The following is a 15,499-nucleotide window of genomic DNA, read 5'->3' on the forward strand; positions in this document are numbered from 1 at the left end:
TCGAACTCTGTGCTTGATCGTTTCAAATGACTTCTCCGCCTCGTCCCGCGACGCTAGGCGAGCCGGCGCGTCGCCGCAACCAGCCGTCGGCCGCCGGCTCGCCGGCCAGCCAGCGTTCCCAGGCCCCGAAGCCCGCCGCGAGGGGGATGACCAGGCCCGGCAGCATCCGATAGGCGATATAGGCCCTTTGATGGATATCCGGTTCGACGAAGACGCTGGCGTGGGCGATCACCACGAGCAGGGCGTTGGCGGTCGCGACAAGGAGCCACCAGCGCCTGAAATTCAGGGCCAGCCACAACAGGCCGCAGGCGAGCAGGACGTCCGCCCCCACCACGGCCACCTTCATCCCGTCGATGCGGATCCCGCCCAGGACGAGCGACAGGACGTAGGCGGCGAGCAACATGCCCGCCGCTCTTCTCTCCGGCGCTCCGCCCAAGCGCCAGCACAGAGCAGTCAGCCCCAGACACGCCCCCCAAAGCGCCAGATAGCTGACCATTCCGCTCAATCGCGCCCCCTCGTCAGGCGACCGCCTGCAATCGGGCCGTCTTCACGACCGGCCCGTCCTCGGCCGGTTTAAGCTCAGGCCCGGCCGCATGCCAACCGATACCCAGTTCCTGGGCGTCGCGCTTGAGCGAGGCGTGAGCCGTGACGATGCGGTTCCTGACCGAGGTCAGTCCGGCCACGAGCGCCCCGACATCCTCCAGGGCCGCCTGCCCCACCACGGCGGAGATGCGATGGCGGATGCGCCCGCGCGTCATCAGTGAGGCCAGGTCGTTGGTTTCGGCGATGGCCATGTCCAGGGCGCGTTCAGCGACAAACAGCTGACGGGCCAGTTCGATTCCAAAGGCGTCTTTGCTCATGGGTGTGCGCTCCTCCCCGCATGCGGGGGAATGATCCTCGGGAAACGAGGAGAGGTTCTAGCGGGAGCGATCCGCCGCCTGGATGCGGACCTGATCGCCGATGACGACGCTGGCGACCGCGCTGAACATCAGCGCGCTCGCAGCGATCAGCAGGATGACGAGGGCAAGTCGTGCCAGGGGATTTGCGGGGGGCGGGCGGTAGCCTGCCCGCGCGCCGCCAGAAGCACCCCCACTGAAAGCAGCTCCTTCAGGAAGGCTTCCGGCGAGGCCAGGGCCGCCGGTTCCCTCAGGCCGTCCAGCAGATACTGGTAAAGAGGATCGCTCCTGTCGGCGCCCATGAACTCCAGGGCCTCCTCCAGCTGCATCCAGTTCCACCGCGGCGGTTCGCTGGTCCGGCTCGCCATCTTCCGTCTCCGTGTTGACGGACGGATGAAGCCCTTCGCCCCCCGGCGCCGCCATGGGGTGCGTCGTACCCCCTGGTACGTTTCGTTCCAGAATGGCCAGGGCCGCCTTGCGCGTATTCACGCCAAGCCTCTGACAAGCCTCATGAATATGCTTCTTGGCGGTGGACTCGGAAATCCCCGTCAGATGGGCGATCTCCTTGGTGCCGTAATGCCGCGTGAGAAGCAGACATTCTCTTTGTCGTGCGCTCAGCCGTTCGGGCATCACTCAAAACTCCCCTTGGACCTTCCGGCTAGTCGAGAGTTCCGGCGCCGTCCAGTTTACAGTTAACAAACCCCATTCTTCACCTCGACACAGGCGCGCCACCACCGATAGAAGAGCCAAGGGAGCCGCAACCTATAATTGGTTCGGCGAAGGGCGACGCTGACGAAGATGACAGACGACTATGCGGTCGCGCGCCTGCGCGCGGAGTTCGCGCGGCAGTTTCTCGCCAGGATGGAAGCCGCCTTCGCCGGCATCGATTTCGAGACCCCGCCTGAAAGGGTGGTCGAAGCCCTGACCCTGGCCTGGAGCCGGCTGGCCCATCATCTGGAGGAAGCCGAACGGGCCGCCTGCACGCCGACCGCCCAGGCTGGGTGCGACGCACCCGCCCCTTGACGGGAATCAGGGGCGCCAACAACCTCGCGTTGTTCGATCTCCGTCGCGCGGGATCGGCGCGGACGGCCTGCTGGCCGATTGGCGGTCAGCGCCCGCCCTTCACGGGGGTTCGGCGATGGGTGTTGCGTTCCAGGATGCTGTCAGTGCCTACGCCGCCCAGGCGGCGACCGAATACGACTATGACGTACTCGACAGACTCGAACGGCTGATCCTCACGCACAGGCCCCGATCCATTCCCGAGACCATCGCCATGCTGGAGGTCGTCATCCCCAATGTGGAGGCTGGCGGGCGCGGCGACGGAGCTGACGTCCAGGCGCTCCAGAGCGTCCTGGCCTATCTTTCAACCCTCCCGGCGCCGCAGGCGGCCCCGTCATCCTCCCGGAGCCGCCGTATCGCCCGGTGACGCCTCACAGGACGACGACCTGGACTGAAGCCCGACCGGAGACCGATTCCCCAGGACGGTTCAGCTCTTCATTCTAGCCGGGCGGCGGCGTCGTCGAGCCTTCCTGCCCCGCGCGATCCACTTCGCGCGCCGATGAGGCCGCCGCTCCCGCGGCGCTGACGGAACCCGGATTGGCGCCTGCGACGCCTGTCGCGGCCTCCGTCTCCATCGAAGCCGCTTCCGGCGCGGCCCTCTCGGCGTCCCGGCTCCCACAGGCCGCCACCAGGACCAGGGCGGCCACGGCCGATGAAACAACAGGGGTTGGTTTCATGTCATTCTCCCTGAACAGGCCAACGGCTTGGTCGGCCGGATCCTTCCTTCAGGCATCGCCCTGAGACGTGGCCCGGCGGTTTCGATCGGACAGCGCCAATCTGTGACAAGGCTTTCGCCCGCCTCGGTCTGCGAGGCGCTCTGATCCTCACCGAAGGTCGATATTGAACCGGCGGCGCGCCGGCCCGTTCGTTGTCCGCCGGGAACAGACTCAGGTCAGGCTGACGTCCGCCACCCCGCCCGCGTCCGGCGTGCGCCCCGTGAGGTTGGCCTTGAGGATTTCGTAGCCGAAACCTAACAGGCCCTTGTCCGACACCCACACCCGACCGTCCTCGCCGTCGAAACGCACCAGGGTCAGACGGGGGTCCTCCTTTCCGTCCGGATACCAGGCCGCCACGACCGGATTCCAGAAGCGGTCGATCCGTTCACGATCCTGATCTATCCTCAGGCCGCCGTGAATGCAGGCCTGCAGTTTCTCATCCCTGGCCTGATAGCAGAACATGCCCATCCGGCCGCCGGCGGCCACGTCACGAGCGAAATCCGTGTCGTCCCGTGTGAAAAACCAGATCGTCCCGGTTTCGGGTTCGCCGAAGCCCGTCATCGGCTGATGATGATAGCCCGGCCTGTCGATGCCGAGCATGCCGGTGTTGGAATGCTTCAGACTCGTCCAGAAGGCTTTCTCCGCCTCGACCGGCGTCAGTTGATCATTCATTAAACCTGTCCTTTCGTGTCACCGATCAACCTCTCTTGCCGGATCGGGTTCCGGGTGAAGCGGTCAGGACTCGGCGGAACCAAAACCCGCGCCGCCGCCTGATTCCGGCTGACGGGAGACAGTCATGGCGAAAAGACTCTTGCGTGCGCAGGCCGGCGTGAAGTTTGAAGGGATCGGCCATCCGGCCCCATGAACCGCCCTTGCGCGCGCCCAGGTCTCGGCGGCGATCGCCGCATGAGGTCGGCCCCGCCAGGGCCTCGGATCGGCCAGGAGTCGCGCCAGTGCTGACGAGGGCCTCCGCACCTGCCTGTTCCGCAGGCCTGATCTGGTCCAGCGACGAAGAGCCGGGATTGACCCGCCGGCGGAGCGGCCGGGGTTTCAGCTACCGTGACGCCAAGGGCCGCCCGATCCGGGACAGGCAGGTTCTGGACCGCTTGCGCGGCCTGGCCATACCGCCGGCCTGGGAGGCGGTATGGATATGTCCTGAGGCGACCGGCCATATTCAGGCGACGGGTCGGGACGCCCGCGGCCGCAAGCAGTATCGCTATCATCCGGACTGGACGGCCTACGCCGCCTCTCACAAGTTCGCTCGCCTCCCCGCCTTCGCCAAACGCCTGCCGCGCTTGCACGAGCGGGTGGAGGAGGATCTGTCCCTCAGAGGGCCCCGCAAGGACAGGATCATGGCCACGGCCGTTCGTCTGCTGGAGATCACCCTGATCCGTGTCGGCAACGCCGCCTACGCCCGCCAGAACCGCAGTTTCGGCCTGACGACCCTGCGCAAGCGGCATCTGGACGTCGACGGCTCGCTCCTGACCTTCGAATTCCTGGGCAAAAGCGGCAAGACCCATCGCGTCCAGGTCAGCGACCGCCGACTGGCTCGTATCCTTCGCGGACTGGAGGGCCTGCCGGGCCAGCACCTGTTCAAGTATCGCGACGCCGAGGGGGGCCTGTGCGCGATCAGCTCGGACGACGTCAACGCCTATATCCGCCGGATCATGGGCCGGCCCTTCTCGGCCAAGGATTTCCGGACATGGGCGGCCACCGTCTCGGCCGCCCGCGCCTTTCGCGAAATGGAGCCGCCCTCGTCACCGTCAGACGCGCGCCGCAAGATAACGAGCTGCATGAAGGCGGTTTCCGCCCTTCTGGGCAATACCCCGACGGTCTGCCGCGCCTCCTATGTCCATCCGCGCGTCATCGAGTCCTATGAATCCGGAACCCTGGCGCACCTTTTGCCGGCTCCGGACGACCCGGCTTTCGAGGCCGGACTGGCTCGCCTCCTGGGCAAGGATTGACTAAATCCAGGCTTCCAGGACCTCTTCGCATTCCGCCGTCTCGATCTGCTGGCCGAAGCGATGATGATAGAGGCCGAGCAAGGCGTCGTGGGTCTCGTCCGAGGAACTGCACAGGGCGTCCGACACCACCACCACCCTGAAACCCAGGTCCACGGCGCCGAGCACGGTCGCCAGTACGCACATGTCCGTCTCCGCCCCCGTCACCACAAGGGTGTCGACGCCTCCCGCGATCAAGGCCGAGGCGAGACCGCCGCCGACCCAGGGAGAATAATGAGCCTTGTCCACCACCTTGGCCGGAGGCGTGAAGCCCTGGAGCTCAGGCATGAGCTCGATCTCCTGCTCCCCCAGGTTCTCAAGCGTCATCGACGCCCACCGCTCCCAGTAGCGGCGCCAGGCGCCGCGTCCGTCGCCTGGCGATCGGACCGGTATGAAGCGGGTGAAGCAGGTGCGGTCAGCCCTGTGTTCGCACAGGCGCACGACCACCGGCAGGACGCGGGACATCCATGGCGTGCGCCAAGGCGTCTCTTCCGCGAACAGCCTCTGCATGTCCACGCAAAGGTGAACGGCGTTGGCGGGAACCGCGCCGAAATGAATGCCGGAAGCCATGTATGCGCCAAGGGACCGGAGGCGGAAACGGTTCCCGGCTGCTCGAAGCCCTCCGGTCCGGGCGTGAGGAACGAAGGTGCGGCCGCGCCGGCCGGGGCTAGGTCTTGATCCTCTCGCCTTCACCCCTCTCGGCATAGGCTTCCATGCATCTGGCCTTCAGTTGCGCGGCGGTGGCCTTGCCTTCGAGAATATAGGTGTCGGACTGGGTGTAGCCGGCCTTCAACAGGGCCTGGCGAACCTGGCTGGGTATTCTGAACTCGCCCGACCCAGCCATCTCGAACGCCAGTTCGATTACGGGTTTTCTCTGCAGCATGGGCGACGGCTCCCCTGATTAGCGGCGTTCAGCGGCCATGGCCCCGCCGGGTTTTCACAATGAAACCCCGGCGAACATGACCCTTGGCCGGAAGGAAACGACCCAGCGCGTCGCGGGGGGGCTGATTGAACACCGGGCCGTTTCCACATTTCACCTCCCAGTGAATGCAGGGTTTGAACGGAACCGCACCGCCCCGGTTCCTTGTGTCCGGTTCCGAGCAGACGCAGTCCGAGCCTCGCCCGGTCGACAGGCCCGCCGAACAGGAAGTCGCCAGGAGCGGCTGAAATCCTCCAGGGCGAGCGCACCGCCGCGGAACCGCCCCCACAGCCGATGGGACTGACGCCGACGGCAGGCCGGAGGGTCGGTCTGACCACGGCGGGGCTGGCGGGTCGAGAGCTCGCCCTATGCGGCGGGGACCCAGACGATGAACCGGCTGCCTGACCCTGCCCCGGCGCTTTCCAGCTCTATGTCGCCTTCATGCATCTCAACCAGTTGCCGCACCAGGGCCAGGCCTATGCCAAGACCCTCTCGCGAACGGTCGTCCGGGCCCTTGGACTGGGCGAAGAGCTCAAAGACGCGGGCCTGCATATCGGCCGGCACCCCCACGCCGTTATCGACCACGGCGATCCGGACCCGTTGATCGACAAGCTCGGCCGAGACCTGGATACGGCCCTGCGAGGGCGTGTATTTGGCGGCGTTGGTCAGCAGATTGCTGACCACCTGGGAGAGTCGGGTGAAGTCGCCGTCCACCCAGATCGGCGCCCCGGGCACGTCGACCGTCAGGTCGTGCCGCCCGGCCTCGATCTTGGGCCGGCTCGTATCGACCGCGGACTCGATGATGCTCTGGACCGTGAGACGCTCACGCTTCAGCGAAATCTTGCCCTGGTCGATGCGGGCCACGTCCAGCAGGTCCTCGATCAGGCGCGAAAGGTGGTGGGCCTGAACCTCCATGCGGGCGCGTATCAGGGCGTTCTTCTGCGCATCCTTCTGCCTTTCGAGCAGCTGGAGGCCCGCCCGGAAGGCCATGACAGGATTGCGCAACTCATGTCCCAGCATGGCGATGAAGTCGTTCTTGCGCTTGTCGGCGGCGCTGAGGGCGTTGGCGTAGGCCTTCAGCTCGTCGCGATGCGACAGGATCTCCTGCCTTTGCCGATAGAGCTCTATGAAGACGTTCGCCTTGCTTCTGAGGATGTCGCTCTCGACCGGCTTCTGGATGAAATCCACCGCCCCGGCCTCATAGCCCCGGAAGCGGCGCTGCTGATCGGCGCTGCCGGCGGTGACGAAGATGATGGGGACATGGCGCGCGCCGGCGTTGCCGCGCATGTATTCCGCCAGCTGGAAACCGTCCATGCCCGGCATCTGCACATCGACCAGGGCGAGGGCCACGTCGTTCACCAGCAGCAATTCCAGCGCCTCGTCGCCGGAACGCGCCTTGAGGCAGACCACGCCTTCGCGCTTCAGCAAGGCCTCCAGGGCGAGCAGGTTCTCATCCAGGTCGTCGACCAGCAGGATGTAGGTCGGCTTTTCCGCTCGGGTCATTCTTCTGCGAGACCTTTCAGATAGTCGGCGATGTCCTCAAGCGACATCGCTCGCGCCAGGGCGCTGGCGCCCAGGGCGGCTTCAGGCATGGAGCGGGCGTAGGCGGCGGAAGGCTCCTCGACAAGGGCCTGCCCGCCCGCGGCCGCGACCGCCGCCAGACCGGCGGCCCCGTCCTCATTGGCCCCGGTCAGGATGATCCCGACCAGGCCGGCGCCATAGGCGTCGGCGGCGCTTTCGAAGAGGACGTCGATGGAGGGGCGCGAATAGTTGACCGGCTCGTCCGAGGAAAGCGCCAGACCCCCGTCGGCCTCCACCAGCAGGTGATAATCCGATGGGGCGAAATAGACCACGCCCGGACGGGCCGTCTCCTTGTCCTCGGCCTCCTTGACCGTCAGCGCGCAGCGGCCGGCGAACAGGGGCGCCAGCACATTGCTCCGGTCGGCGGGAACATGAAGCACCACCAGGACGGGCAAGGGAAAGCCCCGTGCGAGCACGGGCAGGATCGTCATCAGGGCCTGCACGCCTCCGGCCGAGGCGCCGATCACCACGGCTCGTGCGGGATCGGGTCTCATGCCTCGCGCCTGCGGTAGATCTTCTCTTCGGGCACGAAGTCCTCGAAGGCGTCGGCATGCCGCGAAAAACGCAGGCTTTCCTTCGAGCCTATGCCGAGGAAGCCCTTTCGAGCCAGGGTGTCCCTGAAGAGGCCGACGGCGCGGTCCTGGAGCTCCCGGTCGAAATAGATCATGACGTTGCGACAGGAGACCAGCTGCATCTCGCCGAAGACGGCGTCCGTCACGAGGCTGTGGTCGGAAAAGACCACATTGGACCGCAGGGACTTGTCGAAGACCGCGCGTCCGTAGTCGGCCGTGTAGTAGTCCGACAGGGAGGAGCGACCGCCCGACTTCTGGTGGTTTTCCGTGAACTTCCGGATGCGATCCAGCGAATAGATCCCGGCTTCGGCCGCCCTCAGCGCGTCGGGATTGATGTCCGTCGCGTAGAAGAGGGTCCGATCGAACAAGCCCTCTTCCCGGAACAGGATGGCGAGGGAATAGACCTCCTCCCCTGCGCTGCATCCCGCGATCCAGACCTTCAGGGAGGGGTAGGTCCGCAGGTGCGGCAGCACCTGCTCGCGCAGGGCGCGGAAATAGGCCGGGTCGCGGAACATTTCGCTGACCTGGACCGTGAGAAAGCCCAGGAGTCTCGGCAGCATCCCGGGATCATGGAGAACCCTTTCCTGAAGGGCGGTCAGGCTCGGCAGGCCGAAATGGCTGCGCGCCTGCAACAGGCGTCGCTTGATGGAGGCCCGCGCATAGTGACGGAAGTCATAGTGGTAGCGCTGGAACAGGGCCTCCAGCAGGAGCTGGATCTCGATATCCTCCACCTCATGGGGCGCGCCCGGCGCGGGATGGAGGCCGGGCGCGGCCAGGGCGGCCGCGCCCGGCGCCGGAGCCGTCGGGCGACTCACCGCGGCATCCAGACACGGACGAGGGAGAGCAGCTTGTCCACGTCCAGGGGCTTGGCCATGTAGTCGTTGGCCCCGGCCGCCATGCAGCGCTCCTGATCGTCCGGCATGGCCTTGGCGGTCAGCATCACCACCGGCAGGTCCCGCCAGCGCGGATCCTTGCGAAGCTCACGCGTCGCGCTCAGTCCGTCCATGACCGGCATCATGACATCCATCAGCACCAGGTCGACGGCTTCGGACGCGTCAGAGGCGGAGCGATCAAGGACCTCGATCGCCTCCTTGCCGTTGCGCGCGATCACGACTACGGCGCCGCGCGGCTCGAGCACATTGGTCAGGGAGTAGATGTTGCGGACGTCATCCTCGACGATGAGGATGCGCCGGCCTTCGAGGACCGCGTCGCGGTGGCGGGCCTTGCGGATCATCTTCTGCTGCTCGGGCGGCAGTTCGGAGACCACCTGGTGGAGGAAGAGGGAGACCTCGTCCAGAAGACGCTCCGGCGACTTGGCGCCCTTGATGATGATCGAACTGGAGTAGCGACGAAGCTGCTGCTCATGCTCCGGCGACAGGTCGCGCCCCGTATAGACGATGACGGGGGGATAGGCCTGCCCGCCTTCGCGGCTCAGGGTTTCCAGCAGCGAGAAGCCCGATGCGTCCGGCAAGCTTAGGTCGAGCACCATGCAGTCGAAGCTCTGGGTCTTCAGCTGTTCGAGGCATTCCGCCGCCGTGCCCACGCCGACGGTTTCGACCTCGCCCGTTTCCAGCAGCTTGCGCACGGCTTCGCGCTGAACCGGGTCGTCCTCCACGATCAGGACGCGTCTCACCCGACGCGTGAGCCTGTCTTCAAGCGAGCGGAGAACCTCGGCCAGGGCCTCGCGTCCCACCGGCTTGACCACATAGCCCACGGCGCCCAGAGAGAGCGCGGTCTGGGTGTGGTCCTCGGCGGAGACCACATGGATCGGGATATGGCGCGTGTCGTCGTCCCGCTTGAGCACGTCAAGCACGGTCAGGCCCGACTGGTCCGGCAGGCCGATGTCGAGCACCACGGCGTTGGGCCTGTGGCGCTTGGCCAGCGTGAGCGCCTCCTCGGCCGTGCCGGCCAGGATGCACTGGAAGCCCAGCTCGCGCGACAGGTCCCTGACGATGGCCGCAAACCGCTCGTCGTCCTCCACGACCAGAAGCAGGCGTCGCGTTCCCGCCAGGCTGTCCCTGTCGTCCTCCAGGGCCCGGGTCGGCGCCGACGGCGTCGAGGGCGCCTGCTGGACCGCGGCGCCGGGCGCCGGGGCCTGGTTCGACGGAGCATCACGCGGCGTCACACGCGCCGCGTCATAGAGACGCGGAAGGACCAGGGTGAAGACGCTGCCCTCCCCCGGACGGCTCGTCAGACTGATGCGGCCGCCCAGCAGACGGGCGAGCTCGCGCGAGATGGACAGGCCCAGGCCCGTGCCGCCATAGCGACGGCTGATGGTGCCGTCCGCCTGCTGGAAGGCTTCGAACACGCCTTTCTGCTGGTCCGGAGCGATGCCGATCCCCGTGTCTGAAACGGCGAAGGCGACCTCATTCCCGACAGAAGAGACCGTGAGGGCCACCCTTCCCTTTTCGGTGAATTTGAAGGCGTTCGAGAGCAGGTTCTTGAGGATCTGCGCCAGTCTCTGGCGATCGGTCTCGAGACGCTCGTCCCCGGCCTCCAGGACGATGTCGAAGGCCAGGCCTCCCTCATCCGCGACAGGCTGGAACATCTGGCGCACGTCGTCGGCCAGCCGCTGCAGGGACAGGGCTTCGGGGCGCGCCTGGATATGGCCCGCCTCGATCTTGGACAGATCGAGGATGTCGTTGATCAGGGTCAGGAGGTCATTGCCCGAGGACTGGATGGTCCGGGCGTAGTTCACCTGTTCCTCGGACAGGCCGCCGTCAGGATTATCGGCGAGCAGCTTGGACAGGATGAGCAGGGAGTTGAGCGGCGTCCGCAGCTCATGGGACATATTGGCCAGGAAGTCCGACTTGTACTGGCTGGCCTGCTCGAGCTCGCGCGCCTTCAGCCCCAGGGCCGCGGCGCCGCGTTCGAGGTCGTCGCGCTGGGCCTCCAGGGTCTGGGCCTGTTCCTCGAGCTGGCTGTTGTTCTGCTCAAGCTCGACCTGCTGCTGCTCCAGCCGGACCTGGGATTCCTTGAGCGCCCGGCCCTGCTCCTCGAGTTCCTCGTTGGAGACGCGCAGCTCCTCGCTCTGGACCTGGAGCTCCTCCGACTGACGCTGGGTCTCCTCGAGCATGTTCTGCAGCCGGGCCCGATAGCGGGCCGAGCGCAGGGCCGAGCCGATGGCGGGCCCGACCTCCTCCAGCAAGGTCGTCAGGCGTTCGTCCGCCGGCTGAAGGAAGCCCAGCTCGAGGACGGCGTTGACGTCGCCGTCGGCGCGCGCCGGAGCGATCACGAGATGACGGGGCTTGTCGCGTCCCAGGGCCGAGCCGATGGTCAGATAGCCCTCCGGAATGTCGGAGAGGGTCAGGACGGCGCCCTCGGCCGCGACCTGGCCCAGCAGCCCTTCGCGATGTCCGAACCGCAGGGGGATGTCGGCGTCCGCCGGCGTTCCGAGGGTGGCGAGACGGCGATAGACGCCCTCTTCGCCCTTGAACAGGGCCGCCGCCCTCACGTCGGCGTAGCGCGCCAGATAGGCGAGAATGCTCTCGCCCAGCTGCTCGAGCGACTGATCCCCCATCATGGCCTCGGCCAGGCCCACCTGGCCTTCGTGGAGCCAGGCCTGACGTTCACGGGCCCGGGCGGTGCGCCGCATCAGCGTGAAGATCACCAGGGTGAGCACGGCGCCCAGAAGCCCGGACAGGACGCCGCTGACCAGGGCCGTCGTATAGGCGACCTCCATCTCCTCGATGCGCTGCTGGCGAAGCCGCTGCTCTTCCTGGCGCATCTGAGCCATGCCGGCCCGAATGGCGTCCATCTCCTCCTTGCCGCGATCCGTGGCCATCCGCGACAGAGCCGCCTGGACTCCCTCGGCGCGGCGCGCCCGGATGGTCGCCTCGAGCTCCTCCATCTTGGCGTCGACATGACGCCGGACCTGCTGAAGATGGGCCTGCTGCACGGGATTGTCCCGCGTCAGCGCGCCCAGTTCCTCGAGACGACGCGCGACGGCGCGGGTCGCCGCCTCATAGGGTTGAAGATACTGGGCGTTTCCGGTGAGCAGGTAGCCCCTTTGTCCGGTTTCCGCGTCCTGGGCGGTGGAGAGCAGCTCATCGACCGCGATGATGACTTCGTGCGTGTGGATGATCTGCTGGTTGTTGGCCCTCAGGACCTGGACGTTGAACCAGGCCAGTCCGCCCGTGCCGAGGAAGAAGGCGAGGACCAGGCCCAATCCGAGCGTCGCCCAGGCTTCGGTCTTCGAACCCGTGGCCGGGCGGCGGAAGGACATCATCGGCGAACAGAACCTCAGGCGAACCGGGAAATCCCTTCCTGCCTAGAGAGACGCTCAGGAAGCGCAATAACCTGTGCTGGTTTTTCTGCAGACCGATGCGCCATGACGTCCCGCATTCGAGGGATCGCCGAGGCTCTCGCGCCCTTCTGGTCCGCACCGTCAGGGCGTGAACTGGATTGTGCGGGCGAACTGGTAGTCCTTGTCTCCCGGCTCCACTTGGGCCTCGCGCATGAGGGCGACAGCGGCCTCGGCGAAGCCGAGACCGGGATGGGTCTCGCCCAGCACCTGGCAGTTCTCGACCCGTCCGTCGGCGCGCGCCGTGCATTCCAGAGTGACGCTCACCGCCATAAGGGGAAGGGTCGCAATGTCCATGGGCGTCTCCCGAGGCGGGTCGGCCTTCAAGACGACGTCCGTCCTGGGCGCGGCGTCGAACGCCGCCAGAAGCGCGATCAGGGCTGGAATATTCATGCTGGACCCTCCTGGTGATCAACCTTGGAGAGAAGGGAGGGTTCCCTCGCCCCGCCTGCGCGCTTTTCCCTCCTTGGCGTCCGCGCTCCAGCGGGGGACTGGACGACGAACGGCCCTCCGTCGCAAGACGGAGGGCCGTGCCCTTCCCCGTTGACCGGGATCGCCGCCCGCGCGTCAAGCCTGGAGAGGCGCGGGCGCGGATTCAGCGATAGCGGGCGCGTTCCGCGGCGATCTGTTCGGGCGTCCAGGGCGCCGCTTCGGGATCGAACCGCGACCAGCCCCCTTGCCGATAGTCCGCCCCGCGCGACAGGGAATCAAAGCCCCGCCGGTCGTTCAGGAGGGTCTCGACCCGCACCCGGTCCGACTCCTCCGTTCTGACGCTGACCAGGGTTCCGCCGCGACGGACGCCTTCGGCGTAAACCTGGGCCTCGTCATCGTCGTGCCCGGCCTCTTTCAGGGCGCCCAGCAGTCCCCCTGCGGTCCCGCCGACGGCCGCTCCGGCCGCCGCTCCGACGGCGGTCGACGCCAACCAGCCGGCCGCGACAACCGGCCCCAGGCCCGGGATGGCCAGCATGCCGAGCCCGGCGAGAACGCCGGCCCCCGCCCCGAGCACGCCGCCCGTCGCGGCGCCCTTGCCGGCGCCTTCCGCGATGTCGTTCTCCCCGTCTCCGTTGAGGTCGCCGCGGTGGCGGTCGGCGTCCGGGTGGCGGTGACCGGCGTGCCAGTTGTCGGCGTTATTGGACACCAGGCTGATCCGGTCGGGATCAACCCCTGCACGCTCAAGCGCAGATACGGCTTCGAGGGCTTCATCGTGTTGATTGAAGAGACGGGTGACGACGGCCATTCTACAACTCCTGATCAGTTCTGGCGGGGATTTGCGGCGGCGCTGACAGCGCCCTTGTAGTCGACGGACACCCGCGCTTCGGCGCCGTCCCTGGTCGCCATGGCGCTCCAGATTCCTTGAGCGTCCTGGCTCAGGGGACCTGTCACGACATAGCCCTGCTTCTCCATGGCCGAGCGCGCCTGGGCCTCGGTGAAGGAGCTGGCTCCGGGCGTGAGGGCGGTCTCGGTTCCCGCGGCCGCATCGACAGCGGGATTGCGGGGAGCCTCGGACTCCGACACCACCGGTCCTTCCACCCGCCCCTCGTCGGCCGTCTTGTCGCCGCAGGCGGCCAGCAGAAGCGCTGTCGCCGCGAGGGCGTAGATCGCTCTGGTCATAGGGATTCCTTTCCGTGATTGCCGGAGGGGAAGTCCGCCGCCTTCAACGGGGTTCCGGCCCGGAGGCTCTCAGTCCGCCGCGGAACCTCCATCGCCCCCGCGACGCCTGGATTCGCCGCGGCTGAGACGGGTACCGGACACAGGCTCCCGGCGCCGTCCCGCCAGTCCCCTGGACAGGATCCCGCGTCAGGGCGACGACCACCCCGAGACCCTCAACCTGGGCCGTGGGCGCTCATGGCCCCCGAAGACCAGGGTCACGGTTCTGGAGCCGTGGCCGGGCACGTAGTCCAGGACAGCCTCCGCCCGCTCCGCCCCCGTCTGTCCCTCGATTTGCACGGCGGCGGCGGTGAGGTCGCCTTCATTGGTCACCCTCGCCTCCACCCTCCAGGCCTCCGCGCCCCTTCGGACCGCTTCCACGCGGATGGAAAGATCCGGAGGCGAGGCGTCCGACAGGGCCGACGCCGCGAGAATCGCGACGACGCCGCAGGTGACGACCAGGCCCGCCAGGGCGCAAACCTTCTGCAGACGGGACGGACGAAGAGAGGTCTTGCGGCGCGCCATGCCTAGACCAGGAGCCGGGCTGCGGCGGCGCCGATCGCGGCCGGAAAGGCGAGCACCACCACATTGGCCGAGACGGCCTGAAGACCGTGCCCGTCGAGGCCGCCGAACACCCAGAGCATGGCCAGGCTGGCTGCGAGGCAGAGCCCATAGCCTGGCAGGGTGAAGTCTATGAAGGCGCGCCATGGCGAGTCCTTGTCCTCCTGCCCCGCGAACCCCGCCTCGAACACGATGAGATGCAACACCACGACCGACAGCAGGAGCACGCCCAACACCCCCGCCGGAGGGGTGCGATAGGCGATCAGCCGCATCTCTTCAGTCGGCGCCAGGTTCATGGCGAAATAGAGCGCCCCGGCCAGCATCAGAAACAGCTCGCCCGGATAGGAGGCCGCGCCTTCCTCCTCCGGCTCTCCGCTCGCCGACAGCTGGCGTCGCGCCGCAAGCGCCCCCAGGGCGGCAGGCATGGCCTGCAGGGAGACCTGCCCTGCGCCCGCCGACCATGAGCTCCGGTCCAGGACATTGAAGAGGGCGAGCAGGGCCAGAGAGGTGATGAAGCCCGCAAAGAGCGCCGCCAGCATGTCTAGAAGATTGTTCAGCGGCCCGCGGCGCGCGGAAAAACCCGCATAGTGAGCCAGGCCGTACAGCATGGGCAGGGCGCCAAGAACAAAGGCCAGACGGCGGCCGGCCGAGGCGGCGTGCCCCAGGGCCCACATCTCCATGGTCATCAGGAGCGGGAGACTGAACAGCAAGGCTCCGCCGAAGGCGCGTCCGAGATCTCTCGCATAGTCGGCCTCGCCTCCCCGGGAGCGCCACAGCGCCGTCCGTCCAGCCGTCGCCATCTAGACCGCTGGCGCCGGGAGGGGCGCCTCGCCCTCGAAGGTCCGGGCGTCTTCAGCCTTCTGGTCCTCGGACGGGTTCTGCCGATCGAAGACGCCGTTGCTCAGCCCCCAAAGCCCAAGCAGAAGCGCCGCCGTCGCCGCCGTCGAGACGATCAGGATGGCCAGCATCCGTCCCCTGCCGCGCCTGCCGCCCCGGACATAGCGCGCGGAGACGGGTCTGCCCTGATGAACGGCGGCGACGGCCTTGTCGTGACGACGGGATTCTTCCGGGACCATGGAGACCTCTTGATATTGTTCCATCAGGCCAACGCCGCCTCCGTCCGAGCCGTTCCCCGTCTGGCGCTGGGCCGCCGGAGCGGAGGACCAGACCGTCCGGGATCCGTCGCGGACTTGCATGGCCTGTCTGGCGCAGCGGCGACATTCGCCTTGCGGGCGAATTCCATCT

20 protein-coding genes and 1 pseudogene are annotated in these 15,499 nt (G+C 67.2%); 3 read left to right on the top strand and 18 right to left on the bottom strand.

Annotation, left to right across the window (positions count from 1 at the left end; translation table 11 throughout):
* Window positions 1-22: 22 nt before the first annotated feature.
* The 4 genes and pseudogenes from ACZ5XO_RS09100 to ACZ5XO_RS09115 all read right to left on the bottom strand — a co-directional run.
* Complete coding sequence (locus ACZ5XO_RS09100; RefSeq protein ID WP_464162049.1) at window positions 23-403, bottom strand: hypothetical protein; 381 nt, start codon at window positions 401-403, stop codon at window positions 23-25.
* Window positions 404-518: 115 nt separating this feature from the next.
* Window positions 519-860, bottom strand: a complete 342-nt coding sequence (locus ACZ5XO_RS09105) for a hypothetical protein (RefSeq protein ID WP_464162050.1) — start codon at window positions 858-860, stop codon at window positions 519-521.
* Between the two features lie 146 nt (window positions 861-1,006).
* Window positions 1,007-1,264, bottom strand: coding sequence for a hypothetical protein (locus ACZ5XO_RS09110; RefSeq protein WP_464164949.1), 258 nt, complete (start codon window positions 1,262-1,264; stop codon window positions 1,007-1,009).
* Between the two features lie 160 nt (window positions 1,265-1,424).
* Window positions 1,425-1,526 (bottom strand): annotated as a pseudogene (locus ACZ5XO_RS09115) (sigma factor-like helix-turn-helix DNA-binding protein); the annotation flags it as partial.
* Between the two features lie 168 nt (window positions 1,527-1,694).
* Here ACZ5XO_RS09115 and ACZ5XO_RS09120 point away from each other — a divergent pair.
* Together ACZ5XO_RS09120 and ACZ5XO_RS09125 are read left to right on the top strand one after the other, a co-directional pair.
* Window positions 1,695-1,919 carry a hypothetical protein gene (locus tag ACZ5XO_RS09120; RefSeq protein WP_464162051.1) on the top strand — a complete coding sequence of 75 codons (225 nt, stop codon included), beginning with the start codon at window positions 1,695-1,697 and terminating at the stop codon, window positions 1,917-1,919.
* 115 nt (window positions 1,920-2,034) lie between these two features.
* Complete coding sequence (locus ACZ5XO_RS09125) at window positions 2,035-2,322, top strand: hypothetical protein (protein ID WP_464162052.1); 288 nt, start codon at window positions 2,035-2,037, stop codon at window positions 2,320-2,322.
* Window positions 2,323-2,395: 73 nt separating this feature from the next.
* Here the strand turns inward: ACZ5XO_RS09125 and ACZ5XO_RS09130 are convergent, their stop codons facing one another.
* A complete protein-coding gene (locus tag ACZ5XO_RS09130; protein ID WP_464162053.1) occupies window positions 2,396-2,632 on the bottom strand; it encodes a hypothetical protein in 237 nt (78 codons plus the stop codon).
* 210 nt (window positions 2,633-2,842) lie between these two features.
* Window positions 2,843-3,343, bottom strand: a complete 501-nt coding sequence (locus ACZ5XO_RS09135) for a pyridoxamine 5'-phosphate oxidase family protein (protein ID WP_464162054.1) — start codon at window positions 3,341-3,343, stop codon at window positions 2,843-2,845.
* Window positions 3,344-3,693: 350 nt separating this feature from the next.
* Between ACZ5XO_RS09135 and ACZ5XO_RS09140 the strand changes: the two genes are divergently transcribed.
* The gene (locus tag ACZ5XO_RS09140) at window positions 3,694-4,635 is read left to right on the top strand and encodes a DNA topoisomerase IB (protein ID WP_464162055.1); all 942 of its coding nucleotides are present in this window, start codon (window positions 3,694-3,696) and stop codon (window positions 4,633-4,635) included.
* On the opposite strand, the gene ACZ5XO_RS09145 is transcribed toward ACZ5XO_RS09140, so the two are convergent.
* From ACZ5XO_RS09145 to ACZ5XO_RS09200, 12 genes are all read right to left on the bottom strand, one after another.
* Window positions 4,636-5,241 carry a cysteine hydrolase family protein gene (locus ACZ5XO_RS09145; RefSeq protein WP_464162056.1) on the bottom strand — a complete coding sequence of 202 codons (606 nt, stop codon included), beginning with the start codon at window positions 5,239-5,241 and terminating at the stop codon, window positions 4,636-4,638.
* 97 nt (window positions 5,242-5,338) lie between these two features.
* The gene (locus tag ACZ5XO_RS09150) at window positions 5,339-5,554 is read right to left on the bottom strand and encodes a hypothetical protein (protein WP_464162057.1); all 216 of its coding nucleotides are present in this window, start codon (window positions 5,552-5,554) and stop codon (window positions 5,339-5,341) included.
* Window positions 5,555-5,956: 402 nt separating this feature from the next.
* On the bottom strand, window positions 5,957-7,093 hold the full coding sequence (locus ACZ5XO_RS09155; RefSeq protein WP_464162058.1) for a hybrid sensor histidine kinase/response regulator: 1,137 nt from the start codon (window positions 7,091-7,093) through the stop codon (window positions 5,957-5,959).
* Entirely contained in the window at window positions 7,090-7,665 is a 576-nt protein-coding gene (locus tag ACZ5XO_RS09160; RefSeq protein WP_464162059.1) for a chemotaxis protein CheB, read from the bottom strand. Before ACZ5XO_RS09160 ends, ACZ5XO_RS09155 begins: the two co-directional genes overlap by 4 nt.
* Window positions 7,662-8,519, bottom strand: coding sequence for a CheR family methyltransferase (locus ACZ5XO_RS09165; RefSeq protein WP_464164892.1), 858 nt, complete (start codon window positions 8,517-8,519; stop codon window positions 7,662-7,664). Before ACZ5XO_RS09165 ends, ACZ5XO_RS09160 begins: the two co-directional genes overlap by 4 nt.
* Before the next feature lie 35 nt (window positions 8,520-8,554).
* Window positions 8,555-11,971: a response regulator gene (locus ACZ5XO_RS09170; protein ID WP_464162060.1), complete on the bottom strand. Its 3,417-nt coding sequence runs from the start codon at window positions 11,969-11,971 to the stop codon at window positions 8,555-8,557.
* A 159-nt stretch (window positions 11,972-12,130) separates the two neighbouring features.
* On the bottom strand, window positions 12,131-12,439 hold the full coding sequence (locus tag ACZ5XO_RS09175) for a TonB family protein (protein WP_464162061.1): 309 nt from the start codon (window positions 12,437-12,439) through the stop codon (window positions 12,131-12,133).
* Between the two features lie 202 nt (window positions 12,440-12,641).
* The gene (locus tag ACZ5XO_RS09180) at window positions 12,642-13,283 is read right to left on the bottom strand and encodes a hypothetical protein (protein WP_464162062.1); all 642 of its coding nucleotides are present in this window, start codon (window positions 13,281-13,283) and stop codon (window positions 12,642-12,644) included.
* A gap of 14 nt (window positions 13,284-13,297) precedes the next feature.
* The gene (locus ACZ5XO_RS09185; protein WP_464162063.1) at window positions 13,298-13,657 is read right to left on the bottom strand and encodes a hypothetical protein; all 360 of its coding nucleotides are present in this window, start codon (window positions 13,655-13,657) and stop codon (window positions 13,298-13,300) included.
* Between the two features lie 186 nt (window positions 13,658-13,843).
* Complete coding sequence (locus tag ACZ5XO_RS09190; RefSeq protein WP_464162064.1) at window positions 13,844-14,218, bottom strand: hypothetical protein; 375 nt, start codon at window positions 14,216-14,218, stop codon at window positions 13,844-13,846.
* Window positions 14,219-14,220: 2 nt separating this feature from the next.
* Window positions 14,221-15,054 carry a TIGR02587 family membrane protein gene (locus ACZ5XO_RS09195; protein ID WP_464162065.1) on the bottom strand — a complete coding sequence of 278 codons (834 nt, stop codon included), beginning with the start codon at window positions 15,052-15,054 and terminating at the stop codon, window positions 14,221-14,223.
* The gene (locus ACZ5XO_RS09200) at window positions 15,055-15,450 is read right to left on the bottom strand and encodes a hypothetical protein (RefSeq protein ID WP_464162066.1); all 396 of its coding nucleotides are present in this window, start codon (window positions 15,448-15,450) and stop codon (window positions 15,055-15,057) included. It abuts the gene before it with no gap.
* Window positions 15,451-15,499: the final 49 nt, after the last annotated feature.

Source organism: Brevundimonas sp. T2-11 (assembly GCF_055397675.1).